We start from the raw sequence: 21,680 nt of genomic DNA, 5'->3' as shown, positions 1-21,680 counted from the left end.
TACAAAGCCTCTCAAGCTGTTCGTTGACATAACAAAACAGAGGCCTCCGATGAGCGAAGACCTCTGTTCTTTATAGTATACATTCTTTATTCTGTACGATTCTTTTACTTACAGTGCACGAATGACAAATTCAAATGTCAGTTCGCCGTCCGAAGGGATCAGGTATTCCGGATGAACTGGAGCACCCCAGCTGTCATCACCGCCAACACCCATTTGTTTACCCGCTACAGTCACGACCGTATAGTGTACAGGAGGCAATTCGTACGCATGTTGTGCGTTCTCCAGCTCAAATGCCGTATATGGTGATACATTCAGTTCAACCGGGGTTCCTGATGCTTCAATTTTGAAGCCACGTCCCGCGTTGTCTGTCAATTTGGCCCAACGTACGCCTGTACGGTTGCCTGATTCCTGTGGTACCAGATATGGAGCCATGGTATCAACTACCTTGCTGCCATGGATACCGAGACGTGCGCCAAATGCGCGGTCTGCATAGTTTTCTTCGGGTCCCATCGCCAGCCATTCCACGTTTTCGAAGTCAGGTGATGTTCTGAAGGACAATGCATGAATTGGCAAGTTTGGCAATCCAGATGTACCTTTGTACGCATTATGCACACGCACGCTTCCATCTGCATGAACGGTATATACCACTTTCACTTGTACATCCTCCGAAATGTTGAGCTTGTACGTGAACTCGATCCGGTATTGATCCGGTTTCTGTTCCGCTTTCCACTCTACAGAACGTGGCATCAGGCTCGCTGCATACCAGGCACCCAGTTCGAAGCCCATCGCCATACCTTTGTCATTATCCGTCATTGCACGCCAGAAGAGCGGTGCAGGTGGTACAGCAATCGTCTCGCGACCAGACAATTTCAGGGAAACCAGTGTCCCAAACTGTTTGGAGAACAGCGCATGTGTCTTGCCAGCACGAACACCAATGTTAACGTCACCTTCGATAACTTGTACATCACTTACAAGGTTCAAGTCGACTTCAACTGCATCATTTACCTGATCCTGGGTGAAAATAAACTGTCCAAATGCCACTTCTTCGCCTTTGTCAGCCCACATTGTAGCTTCTTTTAACACAAATGCAGTGTTCACAGCATACTCGCCGCCCGCCAGAGCTTCTGCACTCAGCGGAAGTTTCACTACCGTCTCGCTTTGGGCATCCACGTTCACTTCCAATGTTCCACGTAGCACTTCATGTCCCTCGCGCTCCAGGCTGTATACCAGTTCCAGCGCAGATGTATCTGCGAACAGATTACCGTTCACGATTTTGACACCTTCACGATCCGGGAACAGCTTGATATTCTGGTACAGGAATTTAACCTCCTGCATTTTCGCAGTTACTTTACGGTCAGCATGGACGATACCGTTGCCACAGAACGAATAGTCTGATGGACGATCACCAAAATCTCCGCCATAAGCGAGGAACTCTTTGCCGTAACGATCTTTTTTATAAATGGATTGGTCGATGTAATCCCAGATGAATCCACCTTGATACATCGGATATTTGTCTTCCAACTCCGTATATTTGTGCATACCGCCAATAGAGTTACCCATGGCATGCATGTACTCACAGCTGATATACGGCTTGGTCGGGTTTGCATTCAGGAATTCCTCAATGTCCGCCGGTTTGGCATACATGCGAGTCTCCATATCACTTGTTTCATCGAAACGGCGATCATGGAATACACCTTCGTAATGTACCAGACGTGTTGGATCAGCTGATTTGAAGTATTGGGATACTTTGTAGATGACTTCACCACCATGTGATTCATTACCACAAGACCAGATCAGAATGGACGGATGGTTTTTGTCACGCTCCACCATGGATACAGCGCGGTCCATAACGATATCATGCCATTCCGGTTTGTCACCTGGAATAACCCATGAGGGCTCAACGGCACCAAGTTTCTGCCAAGATCCGTGTGTCTCCAGGTTCATCTCATCAATAACATACAATCCATATTCATCACACAGCTCATACCACAGACTTTGGTTTGGATAGTGTGACGTACGTACAGCATTCATATTATTCTGTTTGATCGTACGAACATCCCACAGCATGTCTTCCTTCGTAACCGCACGTCCACGACGCGGGTTGAACTCATGACGATTCACACCTTTGAATACGATACGTTTACCGTTGATGTGCATCACTTTATCAATCATTTCGAATGTACGGAAACCAACGGCTTGAGGAACTACCTCAACCAGTGCACCCGCAGCATCATATACACGAATATAAAGGCGATACAAGTATGGAATCTCTGCGCTCCACAGATTCACTGTACCAATATCTTCCCGAAGACTTACTTGCCCATCGTTAACTTTGGACTCAAACGTTTTAACGGTATTGCCTTCACGATCACGAAGTTCAGCCTCTACTCGCGCTCCTGCAACCGCTTTTCCTTCCAGTTTCAAATCTAATTGCAATGTACCGTTGGTATAAGACTTGTCCAGATCTGTCCGAACATGAACATCACGAACGTGTGCAGTTGGGACGGTATACAGATACACATCTCTGAAAATACCGGAGAAACGCCAGAAATCCTGGTCTTCCAGCCAGCTTCCTGTGCTGCGTTGATACACCTCAACTGCGAGTTTGTTCTCTCCATCCTGAAGGAATGGCGTCAGGTCAAAATCAGATGGCGTGAAGCTGTCCTCCCCGTATCCTACGAATTGTCCATTRAGCCATACATAAAATGCAGACTCTACACCTTGGAAAGAAATATATACCGGATTCGACTCCCAACCTGTCGGCAGGTGGAATGTGCGAATGTAACTTCCAACCGGATTTTTATCCTGTGGCAATGCCGGCGGACGAATTTCGTTCAGGCCATCCCAAGGATATTGTGTATTTACATATTGAATCTGTCCGTATCCTTGCAGCTGGATGTGCCCAGGAACTTCAATATCATCCCAGCCCTCACTGGAGAAATCGGATGTATAGAAAAACTCAGAACGGCTGTCTGGCCGAATCGCATAGTTGAATTTCCATGTACCATTCAGATCATAACGCATAGACATCGCACCTGAACCTACAGCCTCTTCCATCGTTTGGTAATAACGGTGATCGGAATAGGCAGGAAGACGGTTCACCTCAAATACACTTACGTCTCCCAACCAGTTGATATCTGCCTTAGTTGCTTTCATCGGCTCTCTCTCCCTTTAAAACGTTATAGTTTGACTTATTCAAGGTTGCATCTAGATTTCCTTTTTGCTTTACATAAACAAACAAAAAAGACAGAGGTACGCCATAACTGACGTCCTCTCTTCTTTCCTGAACCCGTCATTTACACGGATTATGCTGTTTTCATTACTTCACGGAACCTACCATACCTGCAACAAAGTGTTTTTGCATAATGAAGAACACAATTGCTGTTGGCAGTGTTGCAATCACAACTGCGGTCATGATAACCCCGTAATCCGGAGCGTATCCTGCGCCGAGGTTAGAGATCAACAACGGAATGGTTTGCTGATCCGGTGTTTGCAATACGATGAGCGGCCACAGATAGTTATTCCAGCTGCTCATGAATGTAATGATCGCTGCTGCTGCATACGTTGTTTTCATTGTAGGCATGTAGATTTTCAGGAAGATGCCCAGCTCGCTCAAACCATCAATACGTCCAGCTTCCAGCAAGTCTTTCGGGAACATTTTAGTGTTCTGACGGAAGAAGAAGATCAGGAATGCTGTTGTGATCGTCGGTATAATAACCGAAGCCATGGTGTTAATACCGATTACAGGTGCTGCACTTGAGATCGTTGCAAACATGCGATAGAGCGGAATCATAATCGCTGCAAAAGGGATCATCATCGACATGAGCAAGATGGTAAACACGATATCACGGGACTTGGTACGGAATACTTCGAACCCGTAACCAGCCATGGAACCAATCAACAGAGCCAGAATAGTGGAAACAATCGAGATAATCGCTGAATTCCCCAAAGACTGTACCAGATTCGTGGTTTCAAGCAGTTTGTTAATGTTGTCAAGTAAAGCAGAGCCCGGCACCAAAGTGCCTTTAGTCACGTCTACCGATTTGTTTGTAGCACTGACGATCATCCAGAAAAATGGGAAGATTGAAATAAAAGCGACGATGGACAGGAAAACATATGTGAAAATGCGTTTTGCTCTTGATTTAGCCATTTTTATTATCACCTGCCACTTTAAACTGGATAATAGACAATATAATGATCAGAATTACGATGGAATACGAAACGGTTGCTGCATAACCGAAGTCCGGTGAATATTTAAACGAAAGGTTGTAGATATATTGAGAAATCGACATGGTCGCGTTACCTGGACCACCTTTAGTAATATTCATAATTTCATCAAAGATTTGCAGTGTACCAATCGTTGATGTAATGGACGTGAAGAGAATGATCGGTTTAAGCAATGGTACTGTGATTTTGAAAAATTGAGTGAAAGCATTCGCTCCGTCAATCTTCGCTGCTTCATAGATCGATTGATCGATGTTCTGCAAGGATGACAGATAGAAAATCATATTATATCCGGTCCAACGCCAAGTAACGGCGATTATGATCGTAATTTTAGCCCAAAATGGGTCAGTAATCCATTCAATTGGAGTGCCGATAATGTGCATGCCCAGTAATGCCTGGTTCACCATACCATCCGGTGCAAACAAATATTTGAATACAACCGAGTAAGCAACAAGTGAAGTTACACACGGCAAGAAGATTGCAGTACGGAAAAAGCTGCGGAAACGCAGTGTGCTGTCATTCAGCAATACGGAAATGAACAAGCCGAGAATGATCATTAAAGGTACTTGAATGATTAAGTAAATGAACGTGTTCGATAATGCCGTACGGAACGTTGTATCCACGAGCAATCTTTTGTAGTTCGCGAGGCCCGAAAACTCAAGGTTGGCACCTTTGCCAGACTTGAATGATAAGAGCAACGCTTGAATCATCGGATAGAAGTAGAATGCTACAATTCCGACAACAGCCAGCAAAACAAAAGCCCATCCAGTCAAATTATTTTTCTTTTGGAGACTGTCTCCTGTATTTATGGCTTTCACAGTATGGCTCCTCTCTCTTCCATGCAACATGGGTAGAACCTACAGAGCCTCTCGCCATGCCCAGCTCGACTTGCGCCAGACAAGGGAGACGGCTCCGATGTTTCCTAGGTTCTATAAGTCACCTTGGGATATTAGTTTAATTGTGCCTCAGCTTGTTTTTGTGCATCATTCAGAACGTCATCAATCGATTTACCGTTCAGGTATGCTTGCATTTCAACAACCAAGATATCTTCAATTGCATAAGTGTTGCTACCATAGTTTACTTTTGGAATTTCTTTAGTCCAGTTAGCGAAATCAGCGAAGATTTTTTGACCACCGAAGAACTCGTCTGGTTTGTTGTATGCCTCACCATCAACAGCTGGTGCGTAAGTACCGATTGCACCGATTTTAGTCAACAATTCTTGATACAACTCTTTGTCGGAACCAAACGTTTTAGCCATGAAGTCAGCCGCTTGATCTGCACCAGGAACATCGTTCATGATATACCATGAGCTACCACCCAAGTTGGATGCATGTACTGAGTTTGCTTGCCCAGCCATTTTCGGCATTGGAGCTACAGCCCATTGACCGGATTGGGAAGCCTCTTGACGTACAGAAGGTGAGAACCAGTTACCTGTAGGAATTGTTGCTACGGCACCGCTATTAGCGTTGGCAACGAATTGGCTCCAGTCGGAGTGCAATTTAACAACGTTAGCATCCATCATTTTTTTGTATGTTACGAACGCTTCTTTCAATGCAGGGTTGTTGTTCAGATCAGGTGTTTTACCATCTTCAGCTGTGTACCATTTACCTGCAGTTTGGATCATCATACGGATGATACCCAGGTCGTTCGGGTCAAGAGACAGAAGCTCTTTACCCGTTTTTGCTTTTACAGCTTCACCGATTTTGACGTAATCATCCCACGTGATATCTTGCAGGTCAGCAGCTTTGTAGCCTGCTTGCTCAAGCAAGTCTGTTCTGTAGTACAAACCAGCTACGCCGGAGTCAAACGGAATACCGTATTGTTTACCTTCATAAGAAGTTGGTCCAATTTTATACTCTGCAAAATCGGATGCTTTGATTGTTGAAGACAAATCCTTGAACGCATCTGGATAAGCGCTCAGGAAGCTTTGTGCACGATAGTCTTCAATCAGAACTACGTTTGGCAAACCGCTGCTTGTTCCGGAGTTCAATCCAGTGTTCAGCTTCTGAATGATCGCATCTTGAGCATTTTCAATGATGTTGATTTTCAGATCAGGGTTTTCTTTTTGATAAATGGCTTTAGCTTGCTCCAGAGCAGCGACGTTAAATGCTTTATCCCAAGCCCAGATCGTAATTTCTTTTGCTTTCTCGCTACCACCACCGCTTGCAGCTTCTTTACCTCCACCGCCGGATGAACATGCGGACAACAGCAATACGGTTACGAGCATCAATACCCACATTTTTTTCAAAACATTCAACTCCCCTTCGACCTCTTTATGTGTAATTTGTTTGCGTTTTCTGAAAGCGGTTGCTTTCGATGTATTCATCTTATCATTCCCATATCTCCATTCGTTAGTAATAATTTTGTGCGGATTTGTCATCTTATTGCCACAATGAAAACCTTTACAGAAACCGTTTGCATTAAATTTGGTTTTTTGTAATTTCTTTTGATTTTGTATTATCTTGATCTTGAATTTGTACAAATATGTGTGAGTATTTCAACTCTGACATATAAAAATCCCCCGTTTCTGTAGAAATACAGCGACGAGGGATCTCGATTTGGATTGTATTCAATTAAAATAGGCTGCGATTCAACTCGTGATTAAAGGCAGTGTAACAGTGACTCTCGTTCCTTCCCCAACCGTACTCATAATGGTGACACCATAAGGTGAACCATATAATAACTCAATACGGTCATGGACATTGCGAATACCGATCCCACTGAATAGTTGACGATTGTTCTTTGGATTGGGCAACGTTTCTCCCATGACAAGTCCTTCAATTCCATCCCCGTTGTCCATAATCTCACAGATGAGTGATTCTCCCGCTCTGGAAACCATGACATGAATCGTACCCGTTTCTTTCTTGATGAATCCATGGAAAAATGCATTCTCGATAAACGGCTGGATCACCAGTTTGGGTACATGATAGTGTGTACAATCCGGAGCCACGTAGAAAGCTGCTTTAATCCGGCCGCCATATCTGACGTGATTAATGAAGACATAATTTTTCAAATTCTCGACTTCTTGTTCCACTGTAACCGTCTGACTCACATCACTGATCGTATTTTGCAGCAATCCAATTAATGCATTAATCGTCTCCGCAGCCCTGTCTTTGTTGCCTTGTTGCACCAGAACTTTGACAGATGCAAGTGTATTGTACAAGAAGTGAGGATTAATCTGACTCTGTAATGCCGCAAGCTCTGCATTCCGTTGTTCATGCTGTGTCTGTACTAACTGATCCACATAATCATGCAGTTCATCAAGCATGTAATTGTAAGCATGACCAAGCTGCCTGCTCTCGTAGCTTCCGCTCACCGGAATATAGTTGTCCAGATCACTTTTTGTAATGTTGGACATCTGCTTCACAAGTCTGCGCAGTGACTTGGTAATCTGGCTGGTGATGAGAAACACAAGGATGAGTGCCCCCACAACGATAGCTGCACAGATCAGGGCAACCGTCTTCATGTCGATAAGTTGACCCATCGCCAGATCCTTATCCACTACATTGACAATATAAAACCGATAGAACGGTAAATACTCGGATAACACAACGCTATCCTGATCCATCACACGAGCATTAATACTTCTCGGAGAGTTGTTGTTCATATCCCGGGCATACGATAGCAAATCCAGCTGAGTTGTTCCGATCCAGTCTTCACGATTCGATGATACAATCTCACCTTTTTCATTCATAATGACCACATCATTGCCACGACTTGTAAAGCTGCTGTAAAATTGCCGGAATATGTCTTCTCTCATCGTGACATAGAGCGTACCGTATATCCGGCTGCGTGTTCGGTCCGTCAACGCTTTCGTCGCAGAGATCATCTGCTGACTCCCGAGCGTTGCCTCGTTTTGGTAAACATCAAAGATAAGACGACTCGGCGTCTCAGCTGCTTCCATCGTAATTGGCTCCTGCTTCAATTCATCCACGGACAACTCAAGGTGAGCACGATTCGTGGAATAGCTCCGTCCATTAATCCCGATAATTGTTATCCCGACTTCGTAGGATTCTGTGATGGATTGAATTCGATCCATCGTTTCCCTCATATTATAGAAGGATTTGGCCATCGTGAGGGAATCGGCATCTCCTTCGGACAGGAATCCTCGGATCGATCCACTCTGCGTCACATTATTCGATACGGCAGCAATGGCCTCATTAAAGGATTCAAAATTTGTTTTGATCTGATTAAGCACCTTGGAGTTTGTGATACTGAACGTCTCAGTAAACAGATTGGTTGACATGTGAATGGTCGTCCATAAGATGAGTACAGAAACGAGGACAATACTGACCACCATAACCAGAAACAACTTAGGAAACAATCCGAGACGAGATAATTGGTTCATCCATTTCTTCATGATCTTATCCTTCTGACTTTATGCCCAGAATTTGCGCCGGTATCGGCTTGGTGATAATCCGGTGAATTTTTTGAACACTTTGCAAAAGTAACTATGATCGGAATAGCCTACCATACTGCTAATCTCAGAGATCGTTACATCATCGGATCGGAGCAATTCCTCGGCTTTTTCAATCCGAATTTTATTTAAGTATTCATTAAATCCTTCTTTTTTGTGAGATGAAAAATAACTGGATAAATACGATGGATTAAAATGAAAGTGCTTGGCTACTTCAGCAAGCCCGAGCGGCTGATCAAAGTGCTCATGCATGTAATCCAGCAACATCTTCATGTTGGGATCACTTCGTTTTCCACCCGCACCAACGGTGCACTCCTGAACTTCCGTCATGAATTGGTCAAGCACAGTCATGACTTCGTCCAGGCTTGAAGCCCCGTCCACATTTTTAAAATACGTATATTTACTCTCTTCCAGCCCGGCAGACTGAACATCCATATCCGCGAGGGTAATGGTCACGTTAAATATCAAGTTACCGAGAAATGATTTGATTTCAAAAACATCGGCAATATAATCCCGTCCAAGTGTTTTTGCATGATCCTGTAAATACTCCCTTGCCGCTTCGACCCGGTTACGCTTCACATGCTGCAAAAACATATTCACATTAAACTGGTAACCTGCGGAATGCATTGGAGGCAGTTCACCATACACCAGAATTGGTCGATCCTTATAATAGAAACGATATTCAATCAGCTTAATCAGGCGTTCCCGGTAAACAACACCCATCTGTTCAAATGAAGTAAAGCTTTCACTAAGCACCCAACCAGGACTGTCTTCTCCTGTTGCATTTTCACTGGCCAACTGTCTGATCCGTTCAAGCATCCATTCATCTCTCGCAGGATCGACATTAAGAAGCATCACAGGTAATGTACCCTCTGCGGGAACCATTGCACATTCTACTTCAGGCAGATCACAGCGGAGCTTGGACTCAATCTGCTCCTGATCCATCTTCAGTGGATTCCCTCCAGCACCCACGGGTTTATACACCAGCAAGCGAAAGGATTCATACGGAAAGGTATCTCGAATGATCGGCATTTCGCTATCTTCATCCAGTGTAAATCCGGACAGCATCTTCTCCATCAGTTGCCCAAGTCTCCAGCCATCGTGCGACGGCTCGAACTGTAATTCCGGAATTTTACCCGCTGTGCGTTGAAGGACTTGCAATAATTCATTTGTATCCAGCTTGGGTTTCAGTATATAATCGGCTGCCCCGTGCTGAAGCGTTGAACGTACATACTCGAATTCACTGAAGCTGCTAAGTACAATAACTTCAATCTGCGGATTACTGGCTTTTAGTGTACGGACAAACGTTTCCCCATCCATGACAGGCATGACAATGTCGGTGATCACAATATCCGGTTTTAACAGGTTCACCTGCTGTAATCCTTCTTCACCGTTGGAAGCTTCACCCACAATGATAAATCCTTCCGCTTCCCAGTTCATATGGTGCTTTATGCCCTGTCTTACCAGAAACTCATCGTCAACAATCAGCACCTTGCACAACCGGTTCATGATCGCGACCCCCTTGTCTAATCTTTCCTCTATATCTGTACAGGCTATACCAACTATTATATATCGGTTATAAACACTTTCCAGTGTTAGCGGTTACATTAATTCTAAATTAATTGTACATCTTTTTATATCCTAAAACGATCCTTTAAGCAATGGTAACTATCTATAGTTTACACTATATTTCGACAAAATAAGAAGCCCCAACTCGCCATTTGATCATCTGGCGAATCAGGACCCTTATTTCAATCCTTTATTTCGTTAAATCACTCACTTATGGTTCAATTCCCCATTGGAGATTTCCCGCGATATAACCAGTGACTTTGGACCAGTCCGTATAGGAAGTCTGGCTACCTGCAAAAGAATAATCATCCGTTTGCGTATAGTTGGTCCAATTGTTCTTGGAGATGCGCGTATGGATTTCTGTGCTTTGTCCTGCATTCAGAGTTCCAGCAGAAGCTGTGAATCCAATCTCAAGCACGTGGTCAGCACCTGTCCGAACTGGATTGAGTGCACTGAACGTGCCTGTTACATTCGCACTGCCAGCAGTCGCCCAGTCAGCGAAGAAGTTCTGAGGCTGTTCACCGTTTATCGTGTAATAATATCTGATTTTCACATCAGACAGATTCAAGGCTGTAGTACCTGTGTTTGTCAGTTTGAATTTGGGACTAATCGAACTGCCCGTCGCTGAAGTGTTGCTGTTGAACATCTCAATGCGTATGGTTCCAACAGGTGCTGCTGTCGTGTCTTTAATGAGCAGATTCAAGGTCGCAGGAGCACCTGCGCTGAATTGAAAGGTTAGCGTCGCTGCGCCATTGGGAAGTGAAGCCAGGTAGTTTTTACTTAATACGACCTCATTGCCTGTCAACGTGTAATCTGTACCTGAAACCAGCGTTGCATTCCCGTTGCGAATGGATGCAAGTGTATTGCCGTTAAGTGTTAACGTGACTGGAATATTAATCTGATTGCCTGCTTTGCGATCAAATTCGGCTGTAACCGGTGTAATCGCAGAGTTGGTCACTGGAGTACCCCCGCCGTCTCCTCCGCCGTTGTTACCTCCAACACGGTCAGCATACAAAATTCCGCGGCCATTTGTTCCGAGATATACTCTTCCATACAGACGCGGATCACCCGTAATTGTGGTTACACGAGCATACTGATGCTGATCATCATTGATACGAACCCAATTGGCACCACCGTCATCGGAGCGGAAGAATCCACGTGTTCCATCGATCTGTGCAACCGTGTATAACGCAACAACGCTCTGCCCAGGGGCCGCTTTACCAAATCCGATACTATCTGCTTCCTCTACATTGGCAAGCTTTGTGAATGTCGCTCCTGAATCCGTGGAATGCCATAATCCGTAAGGACCTTCTTCCTCACTACCACCTGCAAACCAGAGTTCGCCTTCAACACCTGGAACGGCATCCAGATCGGCATTTCCTTCCATTGGAAGTCCGGTCGCAGATGATGCCGTGAAAGTAGCACCACCATTCACACTCACATAGATTTTACCCGCTGCAAATCCATAAAATTTGTTTGGATTGACACGATCCGAAATCACTTTCGCCTGTGCAGGTATGCCCGTGCTTGCCGTCCATGAATTGCCGCCAGTCGAATAATGTACACCTTTATCTGATGTGCTCCATACGAGTCGGTTACCATTCGCAGAGATGGCTACGGTCCCTCCTCCGGTTGTGCCGGCAGGTTCTGCATTGGCCTTATACCACGTAGTACCCCCGTCACTGGACAAACCAATGGATTTTGCATTGGGATCAGCAGCATAATCTGCTTTACCTACACGAACCATCGTATTTGGACTTAACTCTGCAAAATCCAGACTTTCTGTGGAAGGATAGTTCGGGCTCGTAAATATGGTAGCTGGAGCCTGGTCCAGATTGTTATGACGGAATCCGGAGACATCTCCCAATCCGCTTATCAAATGTGCACCACTTGGCGGGCTGACCAGATCCAGTACGGCAATCTCCTCAACCCCCTTCGCCATCACTGAAATATTGATTTTTTCATCATCATCCCAGTCTGTCAGGTTCTTCGTTCCATAGATCGTAGCACCTGTTCCATACATCATGCGATCGGAATCAAACGGATCAATCTCCAGATCACCGATCATCCAGCCCAGTTTTGGGGTTGTTTCGGGTGGGGCAGGATTGGTGCCAAATGTGAGCCATGGTGCTGCCGAAATATCCTGTGTATAACGTAACTTCCGATTCGGATATCCTTCAAATTCCCATATGCGTGTCCACGTCGCTCCGCCATCTGTACTGCGGAACAAGGTGGCATCCGGCCACCAGGAATTTAATGTCGCAACCATCAATGTACCGGGATTCTGTGCATCAACAGCCAATCCGCCATATCCAAAATAATTATCCGTGCTGCTGCTTGGAACAGGGCTGATGTTGGTCCAGACACCTGTCGACGTATTCAGTTTCCACACGTCACCTTTTGCCCCATCATAGGGTCCAACACCATCGCTGTACGTAATATAGAGGCTTCCGTCTGAATCAAACACACCATGATGCGGAATATAACCTGTAGGTTGACCAGCAACAGCTGACCAGGTCAGGCCGCCATTTGTGCTGCGATATACGCTTTGAGCTTTATCTGCAACACCCACATAGATTGTCTGGGTTGCTTGCCCTGCCGAACCTGTTGTTTTGTCAAATGTAATCCATGCCAGACCTACGATGTCACTGGTATATTCATTCGAAGGGTCTTGCACATAATTTCCCGGATTCGGGAAGCTTGTGACTTCGTTCCAGGTCACACCGTAATCGGTACTTTTCCATAGCCCATGACCACTTCGTGCACCGAAATACAGAATACTGTTATCATTTGGGTCCACGGTCAGGCGTTCTCCCATTGAACGTCCCGGCATGTTGCCGCCCACTTTGAACGGAAGTGTTGTGGTCTGCCATGTATCTCCCCGGTCCGTAGAGCGCAAGATGGAGCCATTATTTTGGTCCCACGAATTCGTATACGTCCCAACTGCCATATACACCCGATCGGGATCAACCGGGTCCGTAGCCAGTGCGTCCACACCATTCTTGTTCCAGTCATCCCAGCCGACAAAATCCGTTAAGGGTATCCACCTCTCGTCAGCCGCATTCCAGCGATAGGCTCCCCCGATATCTGTACGGGCATAGATCAGATCCTTTTCCGACTCGTTGAAAATAATGCCCGGTACAAACCCGCCTCCTGCACCCGTCACCACATTTTTCCACTCATAGGCTTCACTTGGTGCCGCCGCTGTTGTTCCAGCAAGTCCTCCCAGCGAGGCGGTTACTACAGCAACCGTCAGGCTCATCATTCGCAATTTCCCCATAAACGTTCTCATATTAACTTATCCTCCTCTTCTACTTCGTTACTGCATTTCGGTCTATCCCCGCTGTCTCATCGTGCTGATGATGGCGTGCCAGACGAATCAATGCATCCCTTGATACAAGAAGCCTCACCCCCTTCCAGTCATATTGTTAAGCGCTTACATAATTGTTCTTGATTCGCGGTTATCTGGATAATACTTTCAATAAATAACATTCGCTGGCAATCTCCAAACCCCTCTGTCGAAATTCCGATTTTTGTAAAATATTTTCAGTGTTTAAACTGGTTTATACAACAAAAAAAGATGCTGTTAGAACAGCACCTTTCGACATTTTATATAAGAGTAAAAAATGGAATCGTTTCTTTCCTGGCAAACCAGGCAGAGGTTCACTAAGGTTCACTACATAATTGGCACCTGTTTATTGCTGGCTACCATAAGCGTGAGTCTCCTGCCCTTTAACGCCCGGTCTGATGACAAAAAGTGAGCCCGCATCCGGTGTCTCTTTTAGACGTTCTTCCTTAATCCCTATACGTGCTGTTGTAATGTATAACTCTTCGAGATCCGGTCCACCAAAACAGCAGGATGTTACCTGATCTGCCGGCACCTCGATCTGTTGCAACAGTTCCGATGTATGCGGGTTCCAACGAGTGACTCTTCCACCGCCCCAGTGCGCAACCCACAGCATGCCCTCACCATCAACCGTCATCCCATCCGGAAAACCGAATTCCTCCGGTATGTGAATGATACTTGTCCGATTTTGTATCGTACCTGCCGTCAGATCAAAATCAAACCGGTCAATAGAACGTGTCGGGGTATCAATGTAATACATGGTCTGCCGATCCGGACTCCAGCCCAGACCGTTGGATGTAGACACACCTTGTACCATTGTGCGAACGGGTTGCCCTTGCTCCAAACAATACAATGATCCGGCTTTGCTCTCATTATTCATGCTCATCGTGCCTGCCCAGAAGCGGCCCTTCGCATCACATTTTCCATCATTAAAACGATTGGTATCCTTACCTTGTTCAGGGTCCTCAATGGCTTGCAGCTCACCCGTAAGCAAGTGATACGTATGGAATCCACTGCGTAAAGCAACCACAACTTCGTCACCACGATAGGGAACAACAGCCCCGACATGTTCACCGACATCATAAGCCTGATCCTGCCCTGTAGCCGGATCATACACATGCACCTTAAAGCTTTCAATATCTACCCACAATAATCGATTATTCTCCGCATCCCAGCTTGGACCTTCCCCCAGTAATGCCGGGGTTTGTACTGCTACAGTTACGTCGCTCATGCCCTCACGTCCTTATTCAGATTTGACGCCGCCTGACCATTCGAATCCGATGGCATCCAAGAATGCTTTGGACAATACCATATGGCCCGTTGCATCCGGATGTACCCGGTCATAAGTCAGCACAGACGTATAGAAATGATCCCAAAATGGAGCAAATGCAGCCTGTGTATCCACATACACCGCATCATACTCACTCGCTACCCTGCGTACCGCTTCTCCGTAGATATCCATCGTTGCCCGCATCGGGTCTTCCGGATTGGCCTCAAGATAATAAGGTGTCATTAGTACCAGACCTTTCAGGTTGGAACGAACCGAAGCCACCAGTTCACGCAATGTGGATTCGTATTCTTCAAGAAACACATGTGAGTCTGTTGACAATGGGTTGTCGAACTGACGCCATACATCATTAATGCCAATCATGATCGTCAGCCAGTCCGGTTTAAGGTCCAGCACATCACGATCCCAGCGCTGTTTCAGATCACGAATCGTATTTCCACCATTACCCACATTCTGGACACGCAACATCAATTCCGGATAGATGGACCGCAAGAGGGCATAGACTTGCGCTACGTAACCATGTCCCAGACCGGAGCTACCTTCGCCTACAGGATGTTCCCGACCACAATCTGTAATCGAATCACCGATAAACAGAAGCTTGTCATTTTTTTGCAATTTCATCGTTATTTTCTCTTTCGCTCCAAGGCGCTAATATAAGAATAATTGATTAATCAGACCGTTAAGTTGTTATCCAATCAGTGATTACCAGCCTTGATTCTTGAGCCATGTGAGACACAGATCTGACCATACCCGAACCGCGTGGTTGTCCTCAGCCAATCCAAGTCCATGTGACCCTTTCTCAAAAACGTGCAAGTCATAGGGGATACCATGCGCACCCAATGCAAGTGCGTAACGCAAGCTATTCTCTACAGGTACTGCCTGGTCATCGCTGGTATGCCAGATGAACGCTTCAGGAGCATCCGCTCTTACCTGTTGCTCCGCACTGAAAGCCTTGATCTGCTCGGCAGAGGCGTCCGACCCAAGCAAATTCTCACGGGAACCGGCATGTCCATAGGACTCCATCGTAATGACCGGATAACAGAGAATAACTCGGTCCGGGCGTGAACTCTGGCGTTCGATGAGGTCCTCATGATCCGGTTGTCCCTCGTCATACAGCGTTCCCAGTGTTGCTGTGAGATGTCCGCCTGCGGAGAAACCAAGTACTGCAATCTTGGCAGGGTTGATGCCATACTGCTCAGCATGAGCACGAACATAACGTATGGCACGCTGACCATCTGTTATAGGTGCAGGATGCTGGTGAGGCGCCACCCGATAATTCAGGACAAATGCACTTATACCTGCACGGTTCAACAATTCGGCTATTGGAGCACCTTCATGATCAGCCAAAAATCCATAGCCGCCCCCTGGACATACAATGACAGCGCTCTCGGAACCGGGCTGAATAAATGGAATCAAATGTGGCATCTGGTCTTCATGACCCTGGGCTGCATAAGGTGCAGCATGATCCCATAAGGGTATAGTTGTTGTCATCTTCAATCATCCTCTCCAAGTAGAACGGATACATGGGTCCGTTTAAACGTTTTCGAATCTCAGGAATCGATACCATCATAACGGTAATGACCCTAACGCATCAATACCTTCCTGGCATCACTTTTTGATCATTTGGGTACATGTTAGTACAAATTACGGAACTGTTCAGGAGTCACCCCCTCAATCCTGCGAAAAGTTGCTACAAAATGGCTTGCATCGCGAAACCCTACCCTAATCGCAGTCTCCCTAATCGTCAGGGCGGTATCCCCTGTCATGATTTCCTTGGCTTTGCGAATGCGCAGCAAAATGAAATAACTGTAGGCTGTCATGCCAAAGGACTGCTTGAACAAGGTGTTCAGATGTCTGGATGAGATCCCCGTGACGTCAGCCATATGTTCGAGACCAATCTCAGGATTCGCATAATGCTGTTCCATGAATGCAATGAGCGGAGCGAGTCTCTCCACGGCATGAGAGATCGAAGAGCGATTGCCGGTCATGCCATGTTTTTTGAGCAAAATCAGAAATCGATATATATCCGCTGACGCCTCGAGTCCCGACAAATCCTGATCACTTCTGATCGAATCCAGCACTTCCTGGCCGTAATCATTGAACGGACTGCTCTGCTCCCACTGATGCAATGCTGCTTCACCCAGACTAAGTGACTCCAAGATTGCCGGACACTGGGAACCGCCAAATGTAATATAGAATGTCTCCCACTCTCCTTGGGCGCGCACATATTCATGCGGTTCATTTGGCGGCAGCAAAATACCTGATGCTTCCCCCAGTACGACCGTGGACCCGGCAAACTTGAATTCTCCGGCTCCCTTTACTGTCTGAAGCCAATGGTAACAGGGATACCCCACAGGTCTGGACACCTTCTCCTGATTGCCGTTATAACCTAGGCTCTCAATATAAAGGGGCAACGGCTGATCACGTGACGTCATGAAATATCGTTGATGTCGGGGGGAGATAAACATGGGATGCCTCCTTGGGTATAAGTTGAAGTAAACTTCCGTATTCTTATATGAGTCATTACTTTTATTATATTTTAAAAGTCATATGTATCATATAGTATAGGATTATTCTTATACAAGAGGTGAACACATTGATTAGTAACAAACTGCCCAAAATGTTCTACGGGGGCGATTACAACCCGGAACAGTGGGATCACGAAACCCACCTTGAAGACCTGCGCATGTTCCAATTGGCAGGCATTGATATTGCCACAATCAACGTATTTTCATGGGCACTGATTCAGCCTGATGAAGTTACTTACCGTTTTGAAGAACTCGACCAACTGATTAATCGTTTACATGAAAACGGTGTCTATATATGCCTTGCAACAAGCACTGCTGCCCATCCGGCCTGGATGGCAAAGAAATATCCAGACGTGCTTCGTGTAGATGCCGATGGACGCAAACGAAAATTCGGTGGGCGCCATAATTCCTGTCCCAACAGCCCGACCTATCGCAAATACGCTGAGAAGATTGCGGATAAACTGGCCGAACGATACAAGGATCACCCCGCGGTTCTCGTATGGCACATCTCCAACGAATATGGCGGTGAGTGCTACTGTGACAACTGTGAAAAAGCGTTCCGCGTGTATCTGAAAAAACGCTATCAGACTCTGGAACAGGTCAACAAAGCATGGAATACGAATTTCTGGGGGCATACCTTCTACGATTGGGACGAAATTGTATTACCAAGCAACCTGAGCGAACATTGGGGTAACAACAATTCAACGTTCCAGGGAATCTCGCTGGACTACTCTCGCTTCAACTCCGACAGCATGCTGGATTGTTATCTATTGGAATACAATACGATCAAAAAACATATTCCGGACTCCGTTGTTACTACCAATCTGATGGGATTCTTCAAGCATTTAGACTATTTCAAATGGGCAAAATATTTGGATATCGTCTCCTGGGACAGTTATCCTGGTCTCGCAACACCCGTCAGCTTCACGGCAATGGCTCATGACCTTATGCGCGGATTGAAGGATGGTCAACCGTTCATGCTGATGGAGCAAACACCAAGTCAGCAGAACTGGCAACCGTATAACTCACTGAAACGTCCAGGTGTCATGCGTCTGTGGAGTTATCAATCTGTTGCGCACGGGGCCGATACCATCATGTTCTTCCAGCTTCGCCGCTCCATTGGTGCCTGTGAGAAGTATCACGGTGCAGTTATTGAGCATGCTGGGCATGAGAATACACGTGTATTCCGCGAAGTCGCTGAGCTGGGCAAGGAATTGCAGATCCTTGGAGATACCACGCTGGATGCATCTGTTGAATCCAAAGTAGCCATTGTGTTCGACTGGGATAACTGGTGGGCCATCGAAAAATCAAGCGGACCTACGGTTGCCCTGAACTATGTGGATCAGATCCATAAATACTACGCAGCCTTCTTCCGCCGCAACATACAAGTAGATATCATCAGTGTGGATACGGATTTGAGCAAATACGACATTGTCCTTGCCCCTGTTCTTTACATGGTTAAACCAGGGTTTGCCGCCAAACTGGAGAAGTATGTTGCAGCAGGTGGAACATTCCTGACGACCTTCTTCAGCGGCATTGTCAACGAGAACGATCTCGTGACCACAGGTGGATATCCGGGAGAACTTCGTAAACTGCTCGGAATCTGGGTGGAAGAGATTGATGCCCTGCTGCCTGAGCAAAAGAACCGCATTGTCCTCAAAGAAACCTACGGTGATCTTCAAGGAGAGTATGGCTGCGGCATGCTGTGTGACCTGCTGCACAGTGAAGGAGCCGAAGTCATCGCGGAGTATGGAGACGACTTTTATAAAGGCATGCCTGTTGTGACACGTAATACCTTTGGTCAAGGTGAAGCCTGGTACGTTGCATCCGACCCGGATGAGCGCTTCCTGGATGGTTTGCTGGGACAGCTTGCAGCAGCCAAGTACGTAGAATCCTTGCTTGAGACACCAGAAGGTGTTGAAGTAAGCGCACGAACCAAAGACGGCAGACCCTACCTGTTTGTCATGAACCATAACGCAACCACACAATCCTATGATCTGGGAACAACTAAGGCACATGATCTGCTCACCAATCGTGAGCTTTCGGGAAGTGTTGAGATTGAAGCTCGTGGAGTGCAATTGCTCGAAATGAAATAAGCGATTTCGCTTAATTGAAATCATTCGGAATAATATAATGTGATAGAAATTCCCGCGATACAAAGTGTCACATATTCATTCCTTTTATACTTGTTATTGTCTTCAGCGAGGATATTGGTATAGATTTCAGACCTTTATCGTCTTCTGTAAGCCAAAAGCTGCTACTTCCCGTATCCGTCTACACCGGATACGGGTTTTTGGCATGATCTGTGGTCTTTTTGATAGAAGGAAATATCAGTATGCAAAGCGAATTGGACGAGAAACACATTTTAACAACGCCTGCCGGAACATGCTTGTGAATCCTGATGCTGATCCATTATAAAATAATGAACAGTTGAAAAATTGGTGACACTCATGATGTCACTTATTCGTTGTTACAATTGAAATATAACTACGACATCACTTTCCGGCGGCGCAGATCGAAACGGAGTGGCTGACATGAACAGAACAAATCGGCTTGCTGCCATTGTAATGGCATTACAGCATGGTCACGAAACGGCACACTCATTAGGTGAGAAATTTGAGGTTTCCCGTCGCACGATTCTTCGGGATATTCAATCCCTCTCCGAGATGAATGTGCCCATTATTGCCATTTCCGGTCCGGGAGGCGGTTTCAGTCTTATGGAGGGTTACGTATTACCCCCATTACAGCTGGACCCGGTAGAAGCAGCGACGCTCTTATTCGCTCTTGAAGGTCTAAGTCGCTACGCCGACACACCCTTTCATGAGAAACGCTGGACCCTGATGAACAAAGTTAAGGCTATCATTCCGGATGATATTATGTCGCGAATTGATCCCATGCTCAAACAACTGCATCATCATATTCCAGACCGCAATTACATTCTTCCTCATCTGGACGCACTGCTGGCATGTATACCCGAACACGGGTGGCTTAGTGTGCTGTATCGCTCCGCATCACGTCAGCGTTGGTTGCATATCTGTCCCACACGGGTATATGCTTCCTCTGGCTTCTGGTACTGTGAAGCATATTCCCTCGAACATGGTGAACAACGTCTGTTCCGGGTTGACCGAATTATCGAAGTCAAAGCGATCGAACCACAGGATGCACAGATGCTTAATGAACAGGCAGAGCAACAGCAGAGTAAGCCGATCCCTCCAGAACAGCCGCCAACCCTGGTTAAGGTACAACTGAGTTATCGGGGAATGATTGAAGCTGAACAGGACGAGCATATTGGTGAAAAGATGACTGAAATTGCCCCGGATCTCTGGGAATTATCATTCCTTTGTCCACCAGGGGAATGGGACTGGGCCGTACGATTCTTTTACCGATTAGGACGTGAAGCCGAAGTGATTGAACCTCTCCAACTTCGCAGTGAGATTCGTCAGCATGCCGAGGAAGTGAGCCGGAGATACCTTGCTTCAACCAAGTCGTAGCTTGACTACACACAAAAAGGAGCCTACTGATATCATGACATATGAAGCCGTTATAACGTACGAAGAAGCAGTACAGCGTATCCAGTCTATAGGGCTGCTGCCTCTGGCACCACTATTTGCCGATTATCCTTCTCTGTCATCGCTAACCCCCAAAGAACATTGGCACAAGGATGATGAATTCGATCCTTGGTTATGGCGTTCACGCCTGGCTGAAGAGGGCATTGCTGCATATGGAAAATTTGTCAAAAAGAAAGCGCTTCTTGTCTCATCTGAATACTTCCCTTGGGTACACCGACTGCTTGCCGATTCCAGAACTATCAAGGAACAGTATGAAGCGGGTCTACTCTCCCGTGAAGCGTTCAAACTTCATGCGTTAGTTGCAGAACAAGAAGGCATCGATGGACGTGCCTTGCGATCACAAGCCGGTTTCGGGGCAAAAGAGGACAAAAAAACATTTGACCGTGGACTTCTGGACCTTCAGGGCTGTGCAGCCATTGTGATCAGTGGCACCAAAGAAAAAGAAGGGCTCGCAGAAGGCAAAGTCGCCTGGAACAGCTCCGCATACGAGACTGCTGGTCACTGGATGGAACGTCACGGCATTAAGCCATATGAAGGCAGCATAGAAGAGGCACGTGAACTATTGATTGTGCAACTACAACAACATGCTTCACCTGCAGCATTATCAAGCATCTCCAAAGCGCTTGGCATCCGTGGAATCTAAATAAAGCCAATCCCGGTTGTAGTGCAAATTTCAACCGGAATTGGCTGTGGTTCACCATATAATGTAACCCAGACGATCAACAGCCCCCATCGACAA

At 46.2% G+C, this 21,680-nt stretch carries 14 protein-coding genes; 3 read left to right on the top strand and 11 right to left on the bottom strand.

From position 1 onward, the window contains the following. Positions 1 to 108: 108 nt before the first annotated feature. The 11 genes from lacZ to AC1DE7_RS04480 all read right to left on the bottom strand — a co-directional run bounded on the left by lacZ (position 109) and on the right by AC1DE7_RS04480 (position 17,312). The gene (gene lacZ / locus AC1DE7_RS04530) at positions 109 to 3,156 is read right to left on the bottom strand and encodes a beta-galactosidase, LacZ type (RefSeq protein WP_477533814.1); all 3,048 of its coding nucleotides are present in this window, start codon (positions 3,154 to 3,156) and stop codon (positions 109 to 111) included. 163 nt (positions 3,157 to 3,319) lie between these two features. Continuing rightward, a complete protein-coding gene (locus tag AC1DE7_RS04525; protein WP_427434047.1) occupies positions 3,320 to 4,150 on the bottom strand; it encodes a carbohydrate ABC transporter permease in 831 nt (276 codons plus the stop codon). After that, a complete protein-coding gene (locus tag AC1DE7_RS04520; RefSeq protein WP_427434049.1) occupies positions 4,143 to 5,042 on the bottom strand; it encodes a carbohydrate ABC transporter permease in 900 nt (299 codons plus the stop codon). Before AC1DE7_RS04520 ends, AC1DE7_RS04525 begins: the two co-directional genes overlap by 8 nt. A 131-nt stretch (positions 5,043 to 5,173) precedes the next feature. Continuing rightward, positions 5,174 to 6,472: an extracellular solute-binding protein gene (locus AC1DE7_RS04515; protein ID WP_427434051.1), complete on the bottom strand. Its 1,299-nt coding sequence runs from the start codon at positions 6,470 to 6,472 to the stop codon at positions 5,174 to 5,176. A 342-nt stretch (positions 6,473 to 6,814) separates the two neighbouring features. Then, positions 6,815 to 8,584: a cache domain-containing sensor histidine kinase gene (locus AC1DE7_RS04510; RefSeq protein WP_036609485.1), complete on the bottom strand. Its 1,770-nt coding sequence runs from the start codon at positions 8,582 to 8,584 to the stop codon at positions 6,815 to 6,817. 18 nt (positions 8,585 to 8,602) lie between these two features. Then, positions 8,603 to 10,150, bottom strand: a complete 1,548-nt coding sequence (locus AC1DE7_RS04505; RefSeq protein ID WP_127543821.1) for a response regulator transcription factor — start codon at positions 10,148 to 10,150, stop codon at positions 8,603 to 8,605. Positions 10,151 to 10,421: 271 nt separating this feature from the next. Next, positions 10,422 to 13,502 carry a X2-like carbohydrate binding domain-containing protein gene (locus AC1DE7_RS04500; protein WP_477533813.1) on the bottom strand — a complete coding sequence of 1,027 codons (3,081 nt, stop codon included), beginning with the start codon at positions 13,500 to 13,502 and terminating at the stop codon, positions 10,422 to 10,424. Between the two features lie 403 nt (positions 13,503 to 13,905). Beyond that, positions 13,906 to 14,787 (bottom strand): SMP-30/gluconolactonase/LRE family protein, encoded by an 882-nt coding sequence (locus AC1DE7_RS04495; RefSeq protein WP_477533812.1) that lies wholly within the window; start codon positions 14,785 to 14,787, stop codon positions 13,906 to 13,908. 12 nt (positions 14,788 to 14,799) lie between these two features. Next, positions 14,800 to 15,465: an SGNH/GDSL hydrolase family protein gene (locus AC1DE7_RS04490; protein WP_127543825.1), complete on the bottom strand. Its 666-nt coding sequence runs from the start codon at positions 15,463 to 15,465 to the stop codon at positions 14,800 to 14,802. Between the two features lie 81 nt (positions 15,466 to 15,546). Beyond that, complete coding sequence (locus AC1DE7_RS04485; protein WP_477533811.1) at positions 15,547 to 16,335, bottom strand: alpha/beta hydrolase; 789 nt, start codon at positions 16,333 to 16,335, stop codon at positions 15,547 to 15,549. A 143-nt stretch (positions 16,336 to 16,478) separates the two neighbouring features. Then, the gene (locus AC1DE7_RS04480) at positions 16,479 to 17,312 is read right to left on the bottom strand and encodes an AraC family transcriptional regulator (protein ID WP_076249845.1); all 834 of its coding nucleotides are present in this window, start codon (positions 17,310 to 17,312) and stop codon (positions 16,479 to 16,481) included. A gap of 128 nt (positions 17,313 to 17,440) precedes the next feature. Between AC1DE7_RS04480 and AC1DE7_RS04475 the strand changes: the two genes are divergently transcribed. The 3 genes from AC1DE7_RS04475 (at position 17,441) to AC1DE7_RS04465 (ending at position 21,584) form a co-directional block, all read left to right on the top strand. Continuing rightward, on the top strand, positions 17,441 to 19,468 hold the full coding sequence (locus AC1DE7_RS04475) for a beta-galactosidase (RefSeq protein ID WP_477533810.1): 2,028 nt from the start codon (positions 17,441 to 17,443) through the stop codon (positions 19,466 to 19,468). A 438-nt stretch (positions 19,469 to 19,906) separates the two neighbouring features. Next, entirely contained in the window at positions 19,907 to 20,863 is a 957-nt protein-coding gene (locus tag AC1DE7_RS04470) for a helix-turn-helix transcriptional regulator (RefSeq protein WP_430211018.1), read from the top strand. Between the two features lie 34 nt (positions 20,864 to 20,897). After that, positions 20,898 to 21,584 (top strand): AlkZ-related protein, encoded by a 687-nt coding sequence (locus AC1DE7_RS04465; protein ID WP_036670284.1) that lies wholly within the window; start codon positions 20,898 to 20,900, stop codon positions 21,582 to 21,584. The last annotated feature ends 96 nt before the right edge of the window (positions 21,585 to 21,680 follow it).

This window comes from Paenibacillus sp. 10L310 (genome assembly GCF_056395745.1).
This window is presented reverse-complemented; position numbering and strand designations above follow the sequence as displayed.